The sequence below is a fragment of the Mesorhizobium sp. M0854 genome (genome assembly GCF_040319815.1).
Lineage (GTDB): Bacteria > Pseudomonadota > Alphaproteobacteria > Rhizobiales > Rhizobiaceae > Mesorhizobium.
In genome coordinates this window covers 71,278-92,929 of record NZ_JAMYOL010000016.1, presented here as the reverse complement: position 1 = coordinate 92,929, position 21,652 = coordinate 71,278, and the positions used below count along the sequence as shown (strand labels likewise).

At 62.7% G+C, this 21,652-nt stretch carries 21 protein-coding genes; 11 read left to right on the top strand and 10 right to left on the bottom strand.

The genetic code is table 11. The annotated features are described in order from the left end of the window. Positions 1–113: 113 nt before the first annotated feature. The gene (locus NKH99_RS22465) at positions 114–419 is read left to right on the top strand and encodes a hypothetical protein (protein ID WP_023677305.1); all 306 of its coding nucleotides are present in this window, start codon (positions 114–116) and stop codon (positions 417–419) included. 104 nt (positions 420–523) lie between these two features. Here the strand turns inward: NKH99_RS22465 and NKH99_RS22460 are convergent, their stop codons facing one another. Continuing rightward, a complete protein-coding gene (locus NKH99_RS22460; protein WP_352997294.1) occupies positions 524–1,378 on the bottom strand; it encodes an aldo/keto reductase in 855 nt (284 codons plus the stop codon). Between the two features lie 228 nt (positions 1,379–1,606). Here NKH99_RS22460 and NKH99_RS22455 point away from each other — a divergent pair, with 228 nt between their 5' ends. The 4 genes from NKH99_RS22455 (at position 1,607) to NKH99_RS22440 (ending at position 3,984) form a co-directional block, all read left to right on the top strand. Further along, positions 1,607–2,242 (top strand): ankyrin repeat domain-containing protein, encoded by a 636-nt coding sequence (locus NKH99_RS22455; protein ID WP_353015591.1) that lies wholly within the window; start codon positions 1,607–1,609, stop codon positions 2,240–2,242. 145 nt (positions 2,243–2,387) lie between these two features. After that, on the top strand, positions 2,388–2,777 hold the full coding sequence (locus tag NKH99_RS22450) for an ArsR/SmtB family transcription factor (RefSeq protein ID WP_352569142.1): 390 nt from the start codon (positions 2,388–2,390) through the stop codon (positions 2,775–2,777). Next, positions 2,774–3,307, top strand: a complete 534-nt coding sequence (locus NKH99_RS22445; RefSeq protein ID WP_353015589.1) for an SRPBCC family protein — start codon at positions 2,774–2,776, stop codon at positions 3,305–3,307. Before NKH99_RS22450 ends, NKH99_RS22445 begins: the two co-directional genes overlap by 4 nt. Positions 3,308–3,408: 101 nt before the next feature. Then, positions 3,409–3,984, top strand: a complete 576-nt coding sequence (locus NKH99_RS22440) for a dihydrofolate reductase family protein (protein WP_353015587.1) — start codon at positions 3,409–3,411, stop codon at positions 3,982–3,984. 64 nt (positions 3,985–4,048) lie between these two features. Here the strand turns inward: NKH99_RS22440 and NKH99_RS22435 are convergent, their stop codons facing one another. The 6 genes from NKH99_RS22435 to NKH99_RS22410 form a co-directional block, all read right to left on the bottom strand. Next, complete coding sequence (locus NKH99_RS22435) at positions 4,049–4,849, bottom strand: class I SAM-dependent methyltransferase (RefSeq protein WP_353015585.1); 801 nt, start codon at positions 4,847–4,849, stop codon at positions 4,049–4,051. 160 nt (positions 4,850–5,009) lie between these two features. Next, entirely contained in the window at positions 5,010–5,921 is a 912-nt protein-coding gene (locus tag NKH99_RS22430) for a DUF930 domain-containing protein (protein ID WP_353015583.1), read from the bottom strand. 183 nt (positions 5,922–6,104) lie between these two features. After that, positions 6,105–6,854 (bottom strand): glucose 1-dehydrogenase, encoded by a 750-nt coding sequence (locus NKH99_RS22425; RefSeq protein WP_352489988.1) that lies wholly within the window; start codon positions 6,852–6,854, stop codon positions 6,105–6,107. A gap of 47 nt (positions 6,855–6,901) precedes the next feature. Then, positions 6,902–7,906, bottom strand: coding sequence for a sugar-binding protein (locus tag NKH99_RS22420; protein WP_352489989.1), 1,005 nt, complete (start codon positions 7,904–7,906; stop codon positions 6,902–6,904). A gap of 53 nt (positions 7,907–7,959) precedes the next feature. Next, the gene (locus NKH99_RS22415) at positions 7,960–9,021 is read right to left on the bottom strand and encodes an ABC transporter permease (protein WP_352489990.1); all 1,062 of its coding nucleotides are present in this window, start codon (positions 9,019–9,021) and stop codon (positions 7,960–7,962) included. 55 nt (positions 9,022–9,076) lie between these two features. Next, a complete protein-coding gene (locus NKH99_RS22410; protein WP_254819718.1) occupies positions 9,077–9,817 on the bottom strand; it encodes an ATP-binding cassette domain-containing protein in 741 nt (246 codons plus the stop codon). Positions 9,818–10,286: 469 nt separating this feature from the next. Here NKH99_RS22410 and NKH99_RS22405 point away from each other — a divergent pair, with 469 nt between their 5' ends. Then, a complete protein-coding gene (locus NKH99_RS22405) occupies positions 10,287–11,720 on the top strand; it encodes a coiled-coil domain-containing protein (protein WP_352472183.1) in 1,434 nt (477 codons plus the stop codon). 185 nt (positions 11,721–11,905) lie between these two features. Continuing rightward, complete coding sequence (locus tag NKH99_RS22400) at positions 11,906–13,408, top strand: serine hydrolase (RefSeq protein ID WP_352472204.1); 1,503 nt, start codon at positions 11,906–11,908, stop codon at positions 13,406–13,408. A 19-nt stretch (positions 13,409–13,427) separates the two neighbouring features. On the opposite strand, the gene NKH99_RS22395 is transcribed toward NKH99_RS22400, so the two are convergent. After that, complete coding sequence (locus NKH99_RS22395; protein WP_353015581.1) at positions 13,428–14,360, bottom strand: hypothetical protein; 933 nt, start codon at positions 14,358–14,360, stop codon at positions 13,428–13,430. A gap of 265 nt (positions 14,361–14,625) precedes the next feature. Here NKH99_RS22395 and NKH99_RS22390 point away from each other — a divergent pair, with 265 nt between their 5' ends. Continuing rightward, the gene (locus tag NKH99_RS22390) at positions 14,626–15,066 is read left to right on the top strand and encodes a lipid-binding SYLF domain-containing protein (protein ID WP_352451439.1); all 441 of its coding nucleotides are present in this window, start codon (positions 14,626–14,628) and stop codon (positions 15,064–15,066) included. Between the two features lie 18 nt (positions 15,067–15,084). Here NKH99_RS22390 and NKH99_RS22385 read toward each other — a convergent pair whose 3' ends face one another. Further along, the gene (locus NKH99_RS22385; protein WP_023677324.1) at positions 15,085–15,717 is read right to left on the bottom strand and encodes a TetR/AcrR family transcriptional regulator; all 633 of its coding nucleotides are present in this window, start codon (positions 15,715–15,717) and stop codon (positions 15,085–15,087) included. Between the two features lie 717 nt (positions 15,718–16,434). Between NKH99_RS22385 and NKH99_RS22380 the strand changes: the two genes are divergently transcribed. The 3 genes from NKH99_RS22380 to NKH99_RS22370 are packed head-to-tail and all read left to right on the top strand — an operon-like array spanning position 16,435 to position 20,218. Further along, positions 16,435–16,920 (top strand): (2Fe-2S)-binding protein, encoded by a 486-nt coding sequence (locus NKH99_RS22380; RefSeq protein ID WP_352489999.1) that lies wholly within the window; start codon positions 16,435–16,437, stop codon positions 16,918–16,920. Further along, on the top strand, positions 16,917–17,900 hold the full coding sequence (locus NKH99_RS22375; RefSeq protein ID WP_352458226.1) for an FAD binding domain-containing protein: 984 nt from the start codon (positions 16,917–16,919) through the stop codon (positions 17,898–17,900). The genes NKH99_RS22380 and NKH99_RS22375 overlap by 4 nt, the downstream gene beginning before the upstream one ends. Beyond that, positions 17,897–20,218 carry a xanthine dehydrogenase family protein molybdopterin-binding subunit gene (locus NKH99_RS22370; RefSeq protein WP_353015573.1) on the top strand — a complete coding sequence of 774 codons (2,322 nt, stop codon included), beginning with the start codon at positions 17,897–17,899 and terminating at the stop codon, positions 20,216–20,218. The genes NKH99_RS22375 and NKH99_RS22370 overlap by 4 nt, the downstream gene beginning before the upstream one ends. A 347-nt stretch (positions 20,219–20,565) precedes the next feature. Here NKH99_RS22370 and NKH99_RS22365 read toward each other — a convergent pair whose 3' ends face one another. After that, positions 20,566–21,576, bottom strand: coding sequence for a zinc-dependent alcohol dehydrogenase family protein (locus NKH99_RS22365; RefSeq protein ID WP_352774396.1), 1,011 nt, complete (start codon positions 21,574–21,576; stop codon positions 20,566–20,568). Between the last annotated feature and the right edge of the window lie 76 nt (positions 21,577–21,652).

Sequence of the window (21,652 nt, the reverse complement as noted above, 5' to 3'; positions counted from 1 at the left end):
TTGTTCCGCGACGACCGGACAGGGGTTTTGTCTCAGGCAAAAAAGTTCAGGTTGACCACTTCCGAACGCGAAGCGACTATCCGTTCGAGGCGAAGATCGCAGGAGGAAATGCAATGGACGAGCCCGGTCAGTGGCGCCACATGTCGAGCGCGCCAAGGGACGGCAGCAGAATCCTTGTCACGGTTCGGCCGTCCGAGCAGGGTCCGGCCGAGGTCGACATGGCTTACTGGGCCCGCGCCGATCAGTTCGGCAGCGAAGGCTGGCGCGCCTCCGACTCGTCTCCAGGACGCATCGTCGAATATGCCGAACCCGAACTGAAGTGCTGGATGCCGCTGCCGTCGGCCAATCTCAGCAAGGGATCGATGCCGAGCCCCTGGGAGGGCGAAGATGTGCCGCTGGTGGATGGCTCCGGGATATGAGCTAGCGGGAAGGTAGTTTTGATCGCTGGCGGGACAACGCCTCCCTCTGTCCTGCCGGACATCTCCCCCACAAGGGGGGAGATAGGCAGCTTCACTGTCGGCCCTCAGAACAGGAATGCAGCTGTAGCGGGGTTCGGGCCGGTGCGGCCGTCGGGCGAATCCATGCCCCGGATAAGCTCGAGGTCCTTCGCTTCGAGCTCGAAATCGAAGACATCGAAATTGGCGGCGATGCGGTCCTGGTGGATCGACTTTGGAATGACGATCAGCCCTTCCTGAAGGTGCCACCTGACGATCGTCTGCGCCACCGACTTGCCGTGTTTCCTGGCGATACTTTCAAGCGTCGGATCGCTCAACAGCCGGCCGCTGCCCAGCGGGCTCCAGCTCTCGATGCGGATGTTGTGGCTGTCGTGGAATTCACGTTTGTCACGCTGCTGGAAGCGGGGGTGGAGCTCGATCTGGTTGACGGTCGGCGTGACGCCGGTCTCGCCGATGATCCGTTCGAGGTGGTCCTGGTTGAAGTTCGAAACGCCGATCGACTTGATCCGGCCTGATTGCCTGAGTTCGATCAGCGTCTTCCAGGCCTCGACATATCTGTCCTGGCTGGGCACCGGCCAATGGATCAGGAACAGGTCGATCTGTTCGATGCCGAGCTTGCTCATCGTTTCGTCGAAGGCGCGCAAGGCGGCGTCGCGCTGATGCGCGCCGTTGCGCAGTTTCGAGGTGATGAACAACTCGCTTCTCGGGACGCCGGCCGAGCGGATCGCCTGCCCGACACCTTCCTCGTTCTGATAGCCTTCGGCGGTGTCGATCAGCCTGTAGCCGGCCTCGATTCCCCAGCGCACCACCTTGGCGGTGATGGCTGGATCGACCTGCCACACGCCGAGGCCGATTTGCGGAATGGCGGAGTCGTCGTTCAATCTGATTTGTTCAGGTCTATTCAGGGTAATCTGTTCAGGCATGTTCAGGTCCTTCTGCATCGTTCCGCCCGGCGCAGGCTCTATCTAGTCTGAATGGCCGCCAAAGCCAGTCGATATCAGGAGAATGTGAGGAGACGGACGTGAAGCGCTGATCCTCCGCTTCGGGCCGACAGCTCTCTGTGACCCACGGGCTCCAGGGAACTCTATGCAGGATGACCCCACTATCGCGGATTCTGTGGTATTCTGTGACTATCCGAGGAGGCGACTGCGTTGACCAACAGCTTGGAAGCCGAAGGGGCAAGAGACTGGTCGCCCCTGCTGGTCGCGGCAGAACAAGGCGATGCGGAGGCGGTTCGATCGGAATTGGCGGCTGGCGCCGACATCAATCAGTCGGACGACGGCGGCTGGTCTGCACTTCACCTTTCAGCCCTCAATGACCGCACAGCTGTGGTGGAGGCGCTGATCGAAGACCCGGAAATCGACGTGAATGCCAGAAACAAGTGGAAGAGCACGCCCTTGAGCCTTGCGTCGGCCAAGGGACATTACGCGTGTATCTCAGTCCTCGTGAGACACCCCCAAATAGAGATCAACGCGCGAGCTGACTACTACGGCAGAACGGCTCTTATCGAGGCGGCGAAGAACGGGCATCTCGAAGTCGTCAAGTTGCTCGTGGAGAATGGCGCGGAAGTAAATCTGACCGACAAGACGGGGAGAAACAACGCGCTCATCGAGGCTATCAAGGGGCGGCACTACGAGATCGCGGAATACCTGCTGGATTCTGGGAAAGTGAGCTTTATCAACAAAGAGATGAGGCTAAACGCCCTGATCTGGGCTGGCAGCTGCCACAACCCTCAGCTTATCGAAAAGCTGGAAGCCGCGATCCACAGTTTCTTCGACGGCAAATAAGGGCCTCGCCCTTACTGTCGCGGGGCGCGTCCCTATCTCCCGTCACGTCGACGCGCTCGATGGCGCAAGCGGCCCCGCGGCGCTTCGCATAAATTATTCAACCAAATGGTTGACTATCTCAAAGCGCGCGTCTATATTCAACTACATGGTTGAATTAGAGACACCCCAGATGGACGCGGTTTTTCACGCCCTTGGCGACGCCACCCGGCGGCACATGCTTCGCGATCTCGCCGATGGCGAGAAAACGGTAAGCCAGCTGGCGGAACCCTTCGCGATGTCGCTCGCGGCGGCCTCCAAGCACATCAAGGCGCTGGAGAACGCAGGGCTTATTCGTCGAGAGGTGAGGGGCCGCACGCATCTGTGCCGACTAGCCCCTGGACCGCTGGCCAGCGCCCATCAGTGGCTCAGCTTCTACGAGCGCTTCTGGACCGGTCGTCTCGATGTTCTCGAACGCCTTCTTCGCGAAGAGGACGCACGCAAAGCCCAGGATGAGTCCAGGAAATCGCCCAACCCGAAAGAAGGAGACGAGCAATGAACCAGATGAGAAGCATCGACGCCTATGGCGCGCTGAGCGAGCCCGCCACGTTCACCATCCAGCGCCTCTTGCCCGGCCCCATCGAGCGCGTCTGGGCCTATCTCACCGAGAGTGACTTGCGCCGGCAATGGATGGCCGCGGGCCAGATGGAAATGAAGGCCGGCAGCTCGTTCGAATTGGTCTGGCGTAACGACGAGCTGACGGACCCGCCTGGCCAGCGCCCCGCGGGCTTTCCCGAAGAGCATCGTATGGAGGGCCGGATCACCGAACTCGATCCGCCGTCCAAGCTTTCCATCACCTGGGGAAACACCGGCGGCGTCTCCTTCTTGCTGGAGGCGAAGGGTAGCGATGTGCTGCTCACCGTCGTTCATCGCCGCCTGCCGGAACGTGCAATCCAGCTCAACATCACCGCCGGCTGGCACATACACCTCGACCTGCTGGCCGCCCGCCTGGCGGGCAAGACGCCGACCTCGTTCTGGGACGGCTGGAGCCGCCTGCGGGAAGAATACGACCGCCGTCTGCCGGCCTGATGTAACTCGCGGCGGCTATCCCTGAGGTCGCCGCCAGCAACACGAAGCAACGCCGAACCGATGAAACGTGCTTGCATCCCGCAAGCCTGATGGAGGAAGTCATGCGCAAATTGATCGCTGGAATGAAGATTTCCGTCGATGGCAAGATGGAGGGGCCCGAGGGTTACGCCGACTGGGTCGACGCGTGGTCGGACGAATACGGCCTGACGCCGCAAATCGATGCCTGCCTGCTTGGCAGCGTCATGTATGCCGGCTACGAGCGCTACTGGAGCGCCATCCAGAACGAGCCCGACAAGCCGCTGCCGATGACCGGCAAATTGCCGAAGCCGGCCGAGCTAGAATGGGCCCGCTTCGCCGCGCTGACCCCGCATTATGTGCTGTCGAACACAATGACTTCGGCGGCCTGGCCAAAGACGCGCTTCGTGCGGAATTTCGAGGATATCGCTGCGCTGAAACAGCAGCCCGGCAAGGACATCTACCTTATGGGCGGCGCCCGAATTACCGCAAGCCTTATCGATGCCGGGCTGGTCGATGAACTCAGGCTGATCGTCTATCCGCTGCTTGCCGGTGAAGGAAAGGCGCTGTTTGGGACGGCGAAAAATCGTCGTGGGCTCGAACTGCGCAAGGTCGAGCGGCTGTCGGATGGCCGCGTCGGGCTGGTCTATGGGATCGGCTAAAGCGCGTCGCGTTCGATCGGCCTCATGCGACGCGCTTTTTGCGCGGCATGCATTAGCGCCAAGGTCAGGCAACGACGCCGCGGCAGGCCCAGGCGACATTGGCAAAGGACCTCGGGCCGTCGGGCCGGCCGGCCTCGTAGGCGTCGCGCATGGCGGCGTCGGTGCGCGCCCGCTCTTCCGGGTCGAGCGCGGCCACATATTTGCCGAGCGGCCCTTCGCCGGCGGCAATCGGCGCCCAGTAATCATCGAAGTTTTGGTAGTCCATGCGGATCATCAACTCGGTTTCCGTAACGTCGCGGAGATCCTGTTCGACAAAGGTCCGTTTCATTTCACCCGGCTGCATCATCGGCTGCGTGCAATAGCGGGCACGCAGCTGGCGTCCGCCTTCACTGAGCACCGCCACCGTGTCGATCATCATGCGCATCCCCGGCATGCCGCCGAGATGGTCCCATACCGTCGCCGCGACGACGCCGCCCGGCCGCACGACGCGGCGCATCTCGGCGACTGCCTTGCCGGCTTCGGGCACGAAATGGAGCACGAGCAGGGCCAGGGCACGGTCGAACGCGCCGTCCTCAAAGGGCAGGGCGCAGGCATCCGCCTGACGGATTTTTATCCGCGGATCGGTGTTGCGCCGGATTGCCTCCTCGACGAAAACGGCCGAAAAGTCGATCGCCGCGACCTCACCGAGGTCAGCGGCCTTGGCGAGCGCGAAGGTCAGACTGCCGGTGCCGCAACCGACGTCGAGGATCTTTTCGCCGTCCTTGAGGCCCGCGAAGCCGATGAACAGCGGCGCGAGCTTTTGGCTCCAGCGGCCCATGAGCTGCTCATAGCCGGCAGCATGGTGAACGTTGAAACTTGAAGTCATCGAACCCTCCCTTAGCATAAGCTAAACCTCGACACAGCGATTGCCAAGACGGGCGAGCATTCGTCCCACCTTCGGCCGGCCGTTGGCGAAAGCTAACTTACGGATGCCGGGTTGCTTCGTGGATTGAGGCCCCGCGTCGGCCTCGATTAGCCTCAGCGAGTTATTCGGCCGGCAGCCCGCGACGTTTCAATTCGCTGCGCGGCACCGGATCTCCGACACGGAAGCCGAAGGAAATGACTTTCGTCGCGTCCGGATCGACCTCGCAACGAAAGCTCAGGTCGTACCACTGCCCGTTGACGGGAAAGGGTGCACTGGCGACGTCAAGGACCGTGCCCTCCTTCAACCGATACTTGGGAATGCTATCAAAAAAATAGGGGGGCGAGGCGTGGAGCAACTGCCCGCCGAGTTCCGTGGCGCAGAGCTGCCCGACCCGTTCGCCGCGCGGCAAAGCAGCCATTGCGATTGTCGCTATCGGATCACCGGTTACTGCTTCCGAGAACAACGTCTTGGCTTGCTGAAGCTTCAAGGGTTTTTGCTCCTTGGCGACGTTCGCTGGCTTGGGCTTAGGCGGCGCGGATGCGCCAGGCGGTGGAGCCGAGTCTTTGCCGTCGGCCGCAGTCACGGCAGGTGGCTGCGCAAGATCCTGATTATTGGGATCTTGCGGCGCTGGCGGTTGTTCCGAACCATCCTCCGCACTGTTGCCGTCCAGAGACTCGCGAGGACCGGCGTCCTTCTCACCGAATTGGAAGACATGTCTCTGCGCGGCAACCTCACGGCTCGTCGGCGTCTCGACCTTAGGTTCCGGCTGCTTTTCCGGCTTGGGCGGCTCAGCGGGGGACGGAGGTTTGATTTTTTCCGGCGGTTTAGGCGGCGGCACGATATCAACTGCGATGGGCTGCTCCTTCCCTGGCTGCGAGAGCGTTGCCGGCAGTCCGAACAACAAAAGCGCGACGATGAGCAGATGCAGCGCAATCGAGGTGGGCAAGGCCCACCCGAATACCCGGCGCTGATCCCGTATGTCGTCTCTCATCGTGACCGGTGTGTGGAATGAAATATTGGCGGCATCAAGCATCGATGCCGCCAGACGTCGAAATAACCTGTTGCGAATCGAAAGTCGGCGGCTGCAATGCGGCGCGGCATCCAATCGTGTGGCGTCGGCGTCCGCGCAGGGGACCGGGCCAGCAGCGCATGCATCAAGTCGTCATTTCAGGCGGCTAGCAGGCACGCCCTCCCGGCACGGTGTCGCCGGTTGAAATCACAGGGAAACCGATAGCCCGCCGTCAACCGCCAGCACGTGCCCGTTGACGTAAGCGGCAGCGTCGGAGGCGAGAAACACCACGGCTCCGCCGAGCTCCTCAGGCTGGGCCCAGCGGCCCGCGGGGGTTCGTGCCTCGACCCATTTGGTGAAGGCCTCGTCGTGCATAAGTGCGGTGTTGAGCTCGGTGGCGAAATAGCCGGGGGCGATGGCGTTGACGGTGATGCCGTGACGGCCCAGCTCAGCGGCAGTGGAGCGTGTCAGCCCGTGCAGGCCCGCCTTTGCCGCCACATAGGCGTGAATGGTGGGGCGGCCAAGGATCGCTGCGACCGATCCGGTGTTTATTATGCGCCCGAACTTGTTTGGCAGCATCAGGCGCACCGCGTCGCGCATCATGCGGAAGCAAGCCGACAGATTGACGGCAACCACATGGTTGAAATCCTCGTCCTGCCATTCGACCAGCGGTTTCCGATGCTGGATGCCGGCGTTGTTGACCAGAATATCGAGGCGGCCGTGGCGTTCGACGATTCCTTCGAGCGACGCCCTTGAGATCGCCGCGTCGGTGACATCGAACGGCAGGGCTTCTGCACCGATCCTTTCGGCCGCCACGGAAAGGGCGGCCACGTCGCGGGCATTGACGATCACCGTCGCACCGTTTTCGGCAAGTGCCTTGGCCATGGCAAAACCAAGACCACGCGAGGCACCCGTGACCAATGCGACACGGCCCTTGAGCGAGAACAATTCCGGCATTGAGATCCCCTATGAAAAGGGCGGGAGTTTCCTCCCGCCCAAAAGCGCTATTTGGCGACGCAGGTGTCGGCTGTCTCCGGAGTGCAGACATCGAGGCCCGTGTAGGTCGGGTCGGCCGGCGGAGCCTTGCCCTCCTTCATGTCCTTCAGCGCCATCATCGTCTTGTAGCCCATCTCGAACGGCCGCTGACCGACCTGGCCAAGGGAGAAACCTTCCTTCATCTGGTCGATCTGTACCGGAAGCGTGTCGGCAACGACAAGGGCCAGGGCTTTCGAGGCGATCTTGTCCTTGTACGGTGCGACCGCGGCGCGGTTGGCGTCGGGAATGAACTGCGGGAAGCCACCGGTTGGGACGAATGCGTCGAGGTTCGGGTTTTTCGCCATGATATCCTCGAACTGTTGCACCGAAAGCGGGAAATCATCGTTGGTGTAGAGCGGACAGCCTTCGATTTCGGTCCAGCCGTTCTGGCCCGTCAGCCGATCCCCGGGCGAGGCCGCCGATTTGGTGCCCGAAAGCGTATCGCGAATGCCCTGCATGCGCTCGTTGTGGTTGGCCGCCGCGGCGCCGCCGGACTGGATGCAGATCGTGCCGCCTTTGGGCTTGATCTGCATGACAAGCTTGGCGAGGTTCTCGCCGATCTCATAATTGTGCGTGCCGATATAGGCAACGCGCAGATCCTTGTTTTCGGGCAGGAGATCGGAGTCCCAGGTGAGGACCGGGATGCCGGCTTCCTTGGCGGCCTGCAGCGCAACCGCCATCGCGGCGGCGTTCGATGGCGACACGGCGATGCCGTCCACCTTCTTGGCCACGAGATCCTGCACGATCTGCACCTGCTCGTCGCCACCACCATGTTCGCCGGGGCCGATATACATGCACTCCACGGCGCCATTGGATTCGGCCTCGGCTTTCTTGCAGCCGTCGCGTGCCTGGTCGAAGAAAGGATTGTTCATGTTCTTCGGCACCAGGGCGAAGGTGTATTTCGCCTGGGCGCCGGAAACGGCAAGCACCATTGCGCCAAGCGCGACGGCGGCCGTCAGCAGATGTTTTTTCATGTGACGTTCTCCTCCTTGGTGTGATGTCCCGCAAGCCTCCCGCCGGCGGGTTTCTAGCGGCGTTTTTTGGGCATCAAGACTGCCAGCGACGCGGCGAGAATCGATTTGCCGCCCGTTTGCATGCCCAAGAGAACCGCAAGAACGATGAAGGCGCCGACGAAGGCACCCTGCCAGTTTGAATCGATGCCGGCCATCAGCAGCGCATTCCTGATCACCTCGAGGAAGGCCGAACCGATGATCGCACCGAAGGCCGTGCCGGCGCCGCCCATGAGGCTGGCGCCGCCAATGACTGTCGCGGCGATAACGCGCAGTTCGTAGCCCTGGCCCATGGCATTTATAGCCGAACCGTTATAGCCGAGGAGCAGGAGCGAGGCGAGCGCGGCGGTGAAAGCCGAGAAGACATAGGCCTCGAATTTAATCCAGTTGACCGGAACGCCGGTGAGCCGTGCCGCCTCCTCATTGCCGCCGATGGCGAACAGATGCCGGGCCCAGGCTGTGAAGTTGAATACGAAGCCGACAATCAGGGCCAGGATCACCATGGTCCAGAACTGTGACGACAGTTCTGGTATCCAATGCGGTGCCCAGTCGTTCGGACCATGCCGCGGCCATTTCCACTGACCGATTGCCTTCACGATCGGAGCATCGGGCCCGAACTGGTAGAGCATCTGGTTGGCCGAGAATACGACCGCCAGCGAACGCGCGACGGACAGCATGCCGAGGGTGACCACAAAGGACGGCATCCCGACATAGGCGACAAAGAATCCGTTGACCGCGCCACAGGCCAGACCGGAGAAAAGGCCCATGGCGAAGGCGACGTACCAGGGATAATGCCAGGTGAGGAACAGGCCGGCGACGATGACCACGAGACCCATGACGGAGCCGACCGACAGATCGATACCGCCGGTGATGATGACGATCGTCATGCCAAGTGCCATGATGCCGAAAGGTGCGAAGTTGCGCGTCACATTGGCGACGTTTTCAGAGGTGCCGAAGCTCGGCTCCATCGCAGTCATCAACATGACGAGCGCGATGAGCGCGATCATCACCCAGAAGGGCTGACTTGAAATCACACGTTGGAGAACTGTTTTTTCCTTGGTCGGGACGAAATCCGACATGGCCGGCCTGCCATGTTCTTCGACTGAGCCCTGAACGCCAACTGACTCCTGAACACTATTCGCCACGGATGGCCCCCGTTATCAGTCCGGTGATTTCCTCGGGCGATGTTTTGTCGGCTGGCTTGTCGGCAACTTTCGAGCCCCGCCTGAGGACGATAATGCGATCTGCCACGGCGAACACGTCAGGCATTCGGTGACTGATCAGCATGACGCCGACTCCTTGTGCTTTGAGGCGTCGGATCAGTTCGAGTACTTCCGCCACCTGGCGCACTGAGATGGCGGCCGTTGGTTCGTCCATCAGCACCAGCTTGGCATTTGAAAGCCGGGTCCGCGCGATGGCGACCGCCTGGCGCTGCCCACCCGACATCTTCCTGACGAGGTCGCGCGGCCGGGTTTCCGATTTGAGTTCCTTGAACAGCGCTGCCGAGCGATCGATCATCGCCTGCTTGTCAAGAATCCTGATCGGCCAGAAGCCCTTCTTGATCTCGCGCCCCAGAAAGACGTTCTGCGCGGCCGTCAGATTATCGGCGAGCGCCAGGTCCTGATAAACAACTTCGATCCCCTTGGCGCGGGCCTGCACGGGCTGGTGGAAGTGGCACACCTCGCCCTCGACTACAATTTCGCCGTCGCTCGGAGGAAAATTCCCGGCCACAGTCTTGACTATCGTCGACTTGCCGGCGCCGTTGTCCCCCATCAGACCAACGACTTCGCCTCGCTCCACCTGGAAGCTGACGTCGGTCAGGGCCTGGATAGCCCCGAAATTCTTGGAGACGTGGCGAACCTCAAGCACCGGCATCGCGGTCCTCCCGGGACAACATTTTATCGGTCTTGTCCCTGGTCTATGCACAGCAGCTAATCAGCGAAACGTATTCAACACAATCATTTATTAGGTCAGGCATTTATTAGATCAGGCCTCCCGGCAGTGACACGCGTCGTCTTAGGCCGTGACCTTGTAGCTGCTGCAGAACACCGAGGGCTCGGCCGGTCCTTAAGACAATCACCAGGCGATCCTCAGGCTTGCGCCGCTTCATATCCGTTTCGGGTGAAATGAGCAGGCATTTTGCGAGCGGTGCCAACGCCTCGGGTATGGAGCGCGGCAGAACACGGTTTGCGTCATTCAAACACACGAGGACAGTGGCCAAGCCTGTCCCTAGCGTGCGTCGGCCAGAGCGCACGTCAGGAGATGAACCCGCATTCGGGGGAGGCGAGGGTCAAGTATTGAAAATCCGCTCCTTGCCGGCGCTGCACGAGAGGGATATTCGGTCATGAATTTCAAAGGTTTGATCAAGCGTGCCGAGACAGTGGAGAGAGCGTTCAAGGAGCTCGAAACCGATTTGGCGGATGCGTTTAGCGAATGTCTCAATGTGGACGATCAGTCGCCGTTGAACGACGTCACTGTGCCGGATGAGACGGTATCGGATGAGAATCTCGCGACAACGGATGACAGCTCGCAGCTCGAAGCCAATGCGGACGCCTTCGAGACCGCACGACGGCTGTCCCCCCATACGCAAACCCGGCTGGCTGCCTTAAATGCGGTCGATGGGCTCTTTCACGACGCGCAGGAGTATCTGGGGGAGATCAATGCGAAACTGTCGGAGATCGCGACCTCGCATCATCTGACGGGCGAATTCCTGAAACTGCTTCACGGCGACATTCTTCGCGCCAACGAATTGGAGCTGGCAAATACCGGCCTGACCGCGCAGCAAAGGGTGCTGTCCGAACAGCTCCACGATGCAACCAGAAAGCAGCGCGAGCGCGACAGCGCTATCGAGGCCCTGCAGCAGCACGAGGCGAGCCTGGTCGAGGACAAGGAAGCACTTCGCGGCGCGCTGGCTGCGGCAAGGCTGGAACTCGTCGTCGCAGGCAATGCGAGCGCAAAACGCGAGGCCGAGTTCGGCGAGCTTGTCAAAACGCTCTCGGCCAGAGCGGTCGAGGCCAACAGACGCTCGCGCGAGAACGAGATGCTGCGGGAGAAGCATGTCAGTCTGTCGATCGATCTCGACAAGGCGCTGAAACGGGAGGCCGAGGCGCGGCACAGGCTGGACGAACTCTCGACCGTCCATGCCAATGACGCCGCGCAGGTTTCCGAACTGCTGGCCGCGCTTGGCAAGAGCGAGAAAGAGGAAATGCGGCTGCAGAAATCGCTCGATATGGCGCAGACGAAGCTATCGGAAATAACGGAAGCGGCCCGCCTCAGGGACGGTGACAGGGAAGCCGAGCTTGCACGCAGTGTCGCGGAGATGACCGGCTTGCGTTCTGAAATCGAGGACCTTCGATCGCGGCTGGAAGCCGCCTCCAACCACAACAGCGAAGCCGTCACCGAGATCGCCAGGCTCAAGGCTCAAGCGAGCGACGCGGTGGCCGAAAAGCAAATTGTCGAGCAAAAATTGTCCGCTCTCACGAAGGAGAGCGAACACGACAAGATGAACCTTTCCGCGGTCAGCGCGAATTTTTCGCAGCTTTCCCTGCAGCAGGCATCCGAACAGATACAGTTCGACGTCCAGCGGCAGGAATGCGAGGATCTGCGAGCCGAAGTCGCGTCGCTTCAAGCCCGGGTCAAGGAACTGTTGCCCTATGAGCGGCTCCACAAGGCCACCAACGCCAGACCGCGTGAAGACGGCGTGGTCGAGATCACCGCCGCGGTGGCGGAGAAGGCCCGCGCCAGCAGGCGGCGCCTTCGCCTGCGCGCTGCTTCGTAGCTCAGGCGCGGCTGTCTGAATTTCGACTGGTGCGAAGCGAACATCCGTCGATGGAAGCGATCCTTGGGGCTGGCCTCCCCTGCGTCAGGCTGCAATAGTGCACGCCGGTGAGGCGGAGGGGGCTGAGCGTGCGGCTATTCACAAACCGGAACCACCTCCGTTGGAGGTTGGCCGTCATCGCAATCATGGTGCTTTCGCCGAAGGCGGCGTCGGCCGACACCATTACGCCCGACCGGGTCGCCGCGGCCATTGCGAAGCTCGAATTGCTTGCCGAAGGCGTCGTCGCGGATGGTAGCGTGCCCGGTCTGGCCATCGGCGTCGTGCACGGCGACGAGGTGATCTTCCTCAAGGGGTTCGGGCATCGCGAAGCCGGAAAACCGGAGATCGTCGATGCTGACACGGTCTTCCAGATTGCCTCGCTCTCCAAGCCGGTCTCCGCCACCGTCGTGGCGGCGCTGGTCAGCGACGGGATCGCTTCGTGGGATTCCAAGATCGCCGACCTCGATCCGGCTTTCCGGCTCGCTCAGCCCTATCCGACCAGCGAACTCACGGTCCGCGACCTGTTTGCGCACCGCAGCGGGCTTCCCGGCACCGCCGGCGACGACCTCGAGGACATCGGCTATGACCGCGCGGAGATCCTGCGCCGGCTGCGGTTCGCGTCGCCGTCATCGAGCTTTCGTGCGGGCTATTCCTACAGCAATTTCGGACTGACCGAGGGTGCGGTCGCGGCCGCGAAGCCGACGGGTAAATCATGGGAAGAGGTCGCCGAAGAGAAGCTCTACCGTCCGCTTGGAATGGCCTCGACCAGCTCCCGTCATTCGGACTTCATCAAGCACGCCAACCGCGCCGAGCTCCACGCCAAAATCGATGGCGCCTGGACCGCGAAGGTCCAGCGCTATCCGGATGCGCAGGCGCCAGCAGGCGGCGTCAGCTCCACCGCACGCGACCTCTCGCAATGGATGCGCCTTGTGCTCGGCAACGGGGTCTATGCCGGCAAGAGACTCATTGCCGCCGATGCGCTGGAACAGACACATATTCCCTTGATGGTTCGCGGCAAGAACCCCGTCTCCGGAGGCGAGGCCTTCTACGGCCTCGGCTGGAATATCGAATTCGGCCGGCACGGGCTGATCTGGGGTCATGCGGGCGCCTTCAGCACCGGCGCACGCAGTCTGGTGATGCTCTTCCCCGAGGAGAAGCTTGGCATCGTCGTCATCGCCAACGCCTTTCCGACAGGCGTGCCGGACGGGCTGTCCGACAGCTTCGCCGATCTCGTCTTCGACGGAACCCTGGGCAAGGATAAGATAAAGGCATGGAATGATATCTATGCGAGCATGTTCGGCCCGGTGATTGCGGCGGCCAAGGCCACCTATGCCGCGCCGCCCTCTCCAGCAAGTCCGGCCGAGCCGGCCAGTGCCTATGCAGGCCGTTACTTCAACGACTTCTTCGGCGAAGCTATTGTGTCGGGCGAAGGAGACGCTCTTGTCCTTAAGGTCGGGCCTGCCGGTGCGCGGTCTTATCCACTGAAGCATTTCAACCGCGACCTCTTCGTGACCTTCCCCGATGCCGAGATGCCGGACAGGCCTTCGGCTGTCAGCTTTGCCCTCGGCCCCGACGGCAAGGCGTCGGCCATGACCGTTGATTTTCTCAACGACAATCATCTCGGCACGCTGCGGCGCGTGGGGGATTAGCCACCGGCGGTGAGGGAGCCTATGCCGGGCCGAACTGAAGCAATTTGAAGCAATTGCCGCTTCCCGACTTCAACTGTGTCAGGAAGCCTTTCGACCGGTCGATCCATTCCTGGTGCGATCTGGCATCGGCTTCGATTTCATTGGCCGGTGCAAGCTTGACGAAGCCGCGCCCCGTGCTGAAAAGCCAGCACGCGCGGCCGAGAAACCGCCTGCTGCGCTGGCGCAGCAGATCGGCATCATAAAAGACGTCGAGCACCTCCTGCTTGATCTTCCGTTCCTTTTCGGGATTGGCGATCGCAACCTCGATCGGCTCGCCGCCGATTGCATCCTGCAGGTCCTTGTAATCCAGAGCGATCTGGGTAGTGGCATATTTGATATCGCTCTCGTCCCGGACGATGTTGAACCATAGCGTTGGGTTGAGCTCGTTGACGACGAACGATGCTTCGAAATCGCGCGACAGATTCAGGATATCGAACCCCTGAACATCGACGTCGCGCTCGACCAGAAGGATCTGCGAAACCTGCTTGGCGAGCGCCGTTCCGTGGGCGCTGACGGCGGCATTGTTTCCGCCGTGTTCCGGACTGACATAGGCACCGCCATCATCCAGCAGCGCGTCGAATTCGCCGAGGGCCTCCACGACAGCGCTGCCGCGGGCAACACGCGCCGCCAGTTTGGCGAGAACCTGCTGGAGCTCCGTTTCGCGTTTGCGCTGGTCCTGATAATTCTGCTGGAAAAAGAAGATGAACAGGGACACGCCAATCCCGATCAGGATCACGCCCAGCTGCGAAAAGATATTGCGATAATATTCCAGCAGCTTTTCACGATGGCGTACGTCGTCACGCACACTGTGCGCCACGCGAAGATTGACGATCAGCGAAACGACCAGGAGCCCGGCACCGACCAGGATCAGGCCGCCGATCAGCACGTAGCCATGGCGTGAGTTGAAGTCCATTGCTTTGCCGCGCTCCCGAAACCCCAGACAGCGCAGACTAATACCATTCCGCCTCAACACCTACGATCATCCCCACCATTCGGCCACTGTTCTTACTGCCAGGACTACGCTCGCCATCCGCCTCGTTTCGTGGCGGTCTTCTCGCAGCCGGATTCAGGCCGCGTGCTTGGAACCAATGACGGGCGAGACTGTTCAGCTATGACTTTGATACGACGCCGACGTGCCCGGCCGGCTGGGCTTGCGGCGATCTTGAGGAGTTCTCATCATGAAGATTTCGTCCAGATTTCGTTCAGTCGCAGTTGCCGTCATCGCTGCGGCGGCAGTTAGCTTTGCCAGCGTCGCGCATGCCGACAGCGGTACGATCCGCTTCGCCGTCTACAAGGCGGCCTTTTTCATCGGCGGCTCCGGAGGCGAGGGCACACTGACCTTCCATGGTCGCCGATATCCCATCTCGGTCGGCGGCATCTCGGGCGGCCTCGCCTTCGGCGCCTCCAAGACCTATTTCAAAGGTACCGTGCGCCACATACGCCGCGCCCGGGATGTGACGGGGGTGTACGGTGCAGCGGGCGGTGGCGGCGCGCTCGGCAAAGGAGCCCAGGTGATCGTCATGACCAATGACAAGGGTGCCCAACTCGAACTCACGGGCAGGCAGGTAGGCCTGCAAGTCAATGCCGATCTCAGCGGTATGAGCATCTCGCTGAAATAAGGACAGTCACTGCATTCGTTATTCCTTGGATGGGCCGGATTTGGCCGCTCCAAACCGCAACCCATCCATCAGCAGCGACACCAATCGGCGCGAGCGGTCGCGCCAGTCCTTGGTGTCCGGGGCCGAATAGATGCCGCCCAGCGCATGCAGCACGTCGGAGGCATCGACATCGCCGCGGATCGAGCCGTCGGCGACCGCAGCATCGATCAGCCGCCGCAAGGCGAGCGTCACCCTGCCGGAAACGTCGGAGAACAGGGTTGAGTTGGTCGTGAGCAGGATGCGCAGGCTTGTCGACAGCCCGCGCTTGGTGGCGATGTAGTCGACGAAGCGCTGCATCCATTGTTCGAGCGCCATGTCGGGCGCATGATCGCGGGCGAGTTCGTCGGCCGCCTGGCACAGTCCTTCCACTTCGCGCCGATAAACCACCTCGACCAGGTGCTCGCGGGTTGGGAAATGCCGGTAGAGAGTGCCGATGCCGACGCCGGCCTGGCGCGCAATCTCCTCCAGCGAGGCATCGACGCCTTGCGCGGCAAAGGCTTTTGCCGCGACCTCGACCAGAGCATCGCGGTTGCGCTGCGCGTCGGCGCGCAGCGGCTTTGCAACGGCGGCTTCGGTTTTGTCTCCAGAAATGACGGGCGGCTCCGCGGCCAATTTTTTCTCCAGTGCTGATCCGAAGCATACCCGGATAGGCAGGCCCCGTTTCAAGAACGCAGACGCTTCCACCTTCGTTACGTCTCCGACAAATATAATCGCAAGTAAATATAATCACAGGATCGAGTCTGGGCCGGCGTTCCGGCAGGCGAGGCATCTTGCCCGCCTCCGGTGCACGGCCCGTGGATGACGTCCGGAGGATGACGACGGAGGATATTTCCTCGCGGCCGGCACTCGTCATCTGTTCGGCCGATGCCGTGGGGCAAAAATGAGCCCATGTTGAGCACGATCCCCTCAGGATCATTGGACTGTCCTGCCCCTACAGACAGTTCAGAGAGCACCACCGGCTTGGGCCGGTGGTGCTTTTTTGTCTCCAGACATGACGGCCGGCTGCCCTGCCAATTTCCTCCAATTTTGATCATTTTCGATCCGGGGCTTGAACAGGGCGGAGCAGGCCCTTAGGTAACAAACGGAGGCGCCTCCGATTGTGGAGCGCCTTTCTCATGTAATCACGGGATCGGGTATGTCACGTCTTTCGACCTCCCAAGCCGCAGCCCTCCCGGAGCTCGCGCCAAGTCGAACCGACCCCCTCTGCCCTGCCGGGCACTTCCCCCAAGGGGAAGATAGCCTTCACCTAGCCATAAGCTGACCTTGCCGCTCGCCGGCCGGGCACCAGATCATCCCCTCCCGCGTCAAGCAACTGGAGCCAGACGCCCCATGACAAGCAAAACCCGAACTCCAATCCAACTTCGAATCAACGGACATCGACATGAGCTGGAGGTCGAACCGCGCGTTACCCTGCTCGACGCCTTGCGCGACCATCTCGGGCTGACCGGCACCAAGAAGGGCTGCGACCAGGGCCAGTGCGGCGCCTGCACCGTTCATATCGACGGCCAGCGCGTGCTGGCCTGCCTGACGCTTGCCACTCAGGCTGAAAGCAGGGACATCACCACCATCGAAGGGCTTGCCGGGGAGGATGGCACGCTGCATGCGGTGCAGGCCGCCTTCCTCGAACAGGATGCCTTCCAGTGCGGCTATTGCACGCCGGGCCAGATCATGTCGGCGGTCGCCTGCATTCGCGAAGGCCATGCCGGCTCGGATGAGGAGATCCGCGAATACATGGCCGGCAATCTCTGCCGCTGCGGCGCCTATCCGCATATCGTCGCCGCCGTGCGCCAGGTGGCCATGGAGGCCGCGTCATGAGGGACTTTTCGTATCTCCGCGCCGGCTCCGTCGATGCAGCCCGTGAGGCAGCAGCACTTCCCGGCGCCATGCTTCTGGCCGGCGGCACGACGCTTGTCGATCTCGCGAAATGCGGCGTTGCCGAACCCGAGACCGTGGTCGACATCACCCATCTCAAGGGACTGGACACGATTGCCGTTGATGACCGGGGCGCCACGATCGGCGCGCTGGCCAGGATGAGCCGCGTCGCCGACCATGCCGATATCAAGAGCCGGTTCCCCGCAGTCTCGGAAGCATTGTGGCAGGCGGCGTCGGCGCAGCTGCGCAACATGGCGACGATCGGCGGCAATCTGATGCAGCGTACGCGCTGCCCCTATTTCCGCGATCCGGCGAATTTCCCCGCTTGCAACAAGCGCTCGCCCGGCAGCGGCTGCTCGGCGATCGGCGGCGTCACCCGCGGCCATGCCGTGCTCGGCACCAGCGAGGCCTGCATCGCCACCTATCCCGGCGACCTGGCGGTTGCACTCGTCGCCTTCGATGCGATCGTCCATCTCGGCGACCGTCAGGTCGCCGTCGATGATTTTTTCCTGTTGCCTGGCAGCACGCCCGAAAGGGAACATGCGATCGAGCCCGGCGAGATGATCACCGCGATCGGCATTCCCGCTTCGGCCGCTGCCCGCCGCTCGACCTATCTCAAGGTCCGCGACCGCCAGTCCTATGAATTCGCCGCGGCAAGTGCCGCGGTCGGCATCGAATTCGAGGCCGACGGAAGGACGATCCGCGATCTGCGCGTCGCGCTTGGCGGCGTCGCCACCAAGCCATGGCGCGCCCTTGCCGTCGAAGAGGCGCTGAAAGGCAAAGTGCTCGAGCCGGAGGTCGTCAGGCAAGCCAGCCTGCTCGCCGTCGAGGGCGCCGTCGACCATGGCGCCAACCACTACAAGATCGAACTGGCGCCGCGCGTCGTCGCCCGCGCCATCCTCAAAATGGGAGAAACGGCATGACCGTTCACGAGTTGAGAACAAGACCCGGCGATGCCAAACGCGGCGACGCTTCGGACGGTGCCGTCCTCGCCGACCAGGTCGGCGGCCGGCTGTCGCGCGTCGACGGCCCGGCCAAGATCACCGGTGCCGCCAAATACGCCGTCGAGCAGCAGCTCGAGGGGCTTACCCATGCGGTGCTGGTCGAGAGCACCATTGCCGCCGGCCGGGTGCGTTCGATCGACACGGCCGCGGCCAAGGCGTCGCCCGGCGTGCTGCTGGTGCTGACGCCCGACAATATCCTGCCGCTGAGAACCGCAACGGACTGGCTGGGTACGCCGCCGCCGGACGTCGCCTATTGCCCGCTGGCGCGCGACATCACCTTCAGCGGCCAGCATGTCGCGGCGGTGGTGGCCGAGAGTTTCGAGCAGGCGGTCGCGGCCGCGGCGCTGGTCAGGATTGCCTATGACGAGGCGCCGGCGATCGTCGACCTCAGCGACCCAAAGGCCGGCGACGGCATCCCGGTCGATGCGATGACCAAGGAATGGGGCGAGGCGGAGACAGCGTTCGCCTCGGCTCCGGTCAGGATCTGCAACGCCTACAACACGCCGCGCGAATACCAGGCGCCGATGGAGCCGCATGGCCTGATCGCAAAGTGGCAGGGCGACCAGCTGACGGTCTGGGAGCCGAGCCAATGGCTCGACGGCATGGCGCGGACCTATGCCGAATGGTTCGGCGTGCCGTTCGAGAATGTACGACTGGTCTCGCCTTATATTGGCGGCGGCTTCGGCTCCAAGGCGTTTGCCTATGGCTACGGCGCTGTAGCGGCAGTCGCCGCGAAAATGCTGGGACGGCCGGTGAAGCTGGCGGTCACCAGGCCGCAGACCTTCACCGCCTATGGCGGACGGGCGGCGACGCGCCAGACCGTGGCGCTCGGCGCCAACGCGGAGGGCCAGATCCAGTCGATCGTGCATCGCGGCGTCAACGAGACCTCGGTCGACGGCATGTGGGTCGAGCCGCTCGGCTCGGTCACCTCGGTCATGTACGCGACGCCGAATTTCTCGTCGCGGCAGAACGTCGTGCGGGTCAACACGGTGGTGCCGGGGGCATTGCGCGCGCCGGGCGAGAACCCGAGCGCCTTCGGCATCGAAAGCGCCATCGACGAGCTCGCCTATGAGGTCGGTATCGATCCGCTGGAAATCCGGCTCAGGAATTATGCCGAGCAGGATCCGCATGCGAAGAAGCCGTGGTCGACACGGCAGCTGCGTGAGGCCTTCGCGGCCGGCGCCGAAGCCTTTGGCTGGTCGAAGCGGAACCCCCGGCCGCGTTCGATGCGCGACGGCAACCAGCTGATCGGCTGGGGTGTCGCGGCAGGTACCTATCCGGTGCGGCGCGCCTATGGCGAGGCGGTCGTGCGCATTCTCGCCGACGGCTCGGTCGAGGTCGAAAGCTCATCGATCGACATGGGGCAGGGCACCTACACGATCCTGGCGCAGACCGCCGCCGAGGTGGTGGGCGTGCCGGCGGAAAACGTCGTCGTCAAGCTTGGCGATTCCCGCTATGCCCGTGCTGGCGTCACCGGCGGTTCGCGGCTGGCCGGGGTGATGACCGGCGCCGTCCACAAGGCGGCGAGTGCCGCGCTCGACCAGCTGATCGGGCTCGCCATCAGCGATCCGGCTTCGCCGTTCCATGCGCTGCAGGCCAACACGCTCGTCGTCGCCAATGGCCGCATCGCCTCGCCGCGCGGCAACGGCCCTGAGGTTTCGATCGCCGAACTGCTCAGCAGCGTCGGGCGCGAGCATATCGAGGCGAAGGGCGACACCATGCCGGCCAATTCGACGGTCGAGGACCGCTACAAGAACTACACCACCATAGCCATGGCGCTGCCACACACCGAGGGCGACTATTCCCGCCACAGCTGGTGCGCGCATTTCATCGAAGTCCGTGTCGACGAGGACTTTGGCACGGTTCGCGTCTCCCGCGTGGTGTCGGCGCTGGATTCGGGCCGGCTCTACAATCCCAAGCTCGCCGAAAGCCAATGGAAGGGCGGCATCATCATGGGCATCGGCCAGGCGCTGCTCGAGGAGGGCATCGTCGACCGCCGCCACGGCCGCATCGTCAACGACAATTTCGCCGACTATCTCATCGCCACCAATGCAGACATTCCCGACATCGAGGTGATCTCGGTCGGTATTCCCGATCCGCATTCCTCGGTGCTGGGCGGCAAGGGGGTCGGCGAGCTGGGCATCGTCGGCGTGGCGCCGGCGATCGCCAACGCGGTATTCCACGCCACCGGGAAAAGGGTGCGGGATCTGCCGATCACGCTGGAGAAGCTGATTTAGGCGGAGGTTGCGACTGTCGGCGCGTTGGCGATTGGCGAAAGCCGAGGTGACGACCGATCTCCCCGCCAGAGGCAGGGCAATCGCATTTGGATTCTTACGAAGATGGACCCCCACCCTAACCCTCCCCACAAGGGGGAGGGAACGCTGCCGCGCGCCCTCACTTCCCCTTTTGGCGCCGAAAGGCAGGCAATTTGCCGAGGTCAGCGCCAACGGAAGTCTCCCTCCCCCTTGTGGGGAGGGGTTAGGGGTGGGGGTACGTCGTAGAGCGAAAGCCTCGGCTTTCCATCTGCGATAGCCCTGCCGCCAGAGGGGAGATCGGCAGCTTCGACGCTTTGCCTTTTTCAGGCTCACCACGACAGACTGAATGCAAGCTTGCCGAAATGCCGGCCGCCGGCCGCCATATGGGCGTAGGCCTCGGTCGCCTGATGCTGGCTGTAGACCGTGTCGATGACCGGATCGATACGGGCGGCGCCGATGGCCCGCGCCGCGTCGCGCAGGTCGGATACCGAACCGGTGTTGTTGCCCACCACCTTGAGTGCCTTGATGATGATCGGCAGCAGGTTCGTGGTGGCCTCGGCGCCGGTGACGAAGCCGATGGCGAACACCGTGCCGCCGGGCGCCGCGGCATTGATGGAGCGGGCGAAGGTCGCCGCGCCGCCGGTTTCGACGATCAGATCGGCGCCGAGGCCGTCGGTCAACTCGAGCACCTTGGCGTCCCAGTCCGGCGTCTCACGATAATTTATGAGATGATCCGCACCCAAGGCCTTGGCGCGGGCCAGCTTTTCGTCAGACGACGAGGTGATGATGACCGTGGCGCCGGCTGCCTTGGCCAGCTGCAGGGTCAGGATCGAGACACCGCCGGTACCGAGCAGGACGACGACCGACCCCGGCCCGGCATCGGCGGCGCGAAGCGCATTCCACGCGGTGGTGCCGGCGATCGGCAGCGTCGCTGCCGCTTCGAAGGACAGATGCGCCGGCATCGGCACGACGGCATTGGCCGGCAGCGCGACATATTCGGCGAGCGAGCCGGGCAGTGTCAGCCCGCGCATCTCTCTGGTCTCGTAAGGCCGCGGACGGCCGCCGATCCAGCGCGGTTTTGCATGGGCGATGACGCGGTCGTTGATGGCGAGCCTCGACACGCCCTCGCCGATGCCGACGATCTCGCCGGCGCCGTCGACGACGGGAATGAGCGGAAAGCTCGGACCTGGATAGTTGCCGCTCGCTATCGCGACATCGACAAAATTGAGGCTTGCGGCGCGCAGGCGGATCAGCACTTCGCCGCGTTGCGGTTCAGGCGTGGGAACGGTGGCCGCGCGAAACGCGTCCAGTCTCGGGGCAGTCAGTTCGATCGCTTTCATGTCTCACTCCGGTTGATGGCCGATTGACGGGCCGGGATTGAGTGAAACTAGCTGCTGCGCTATTGGTATATAATCC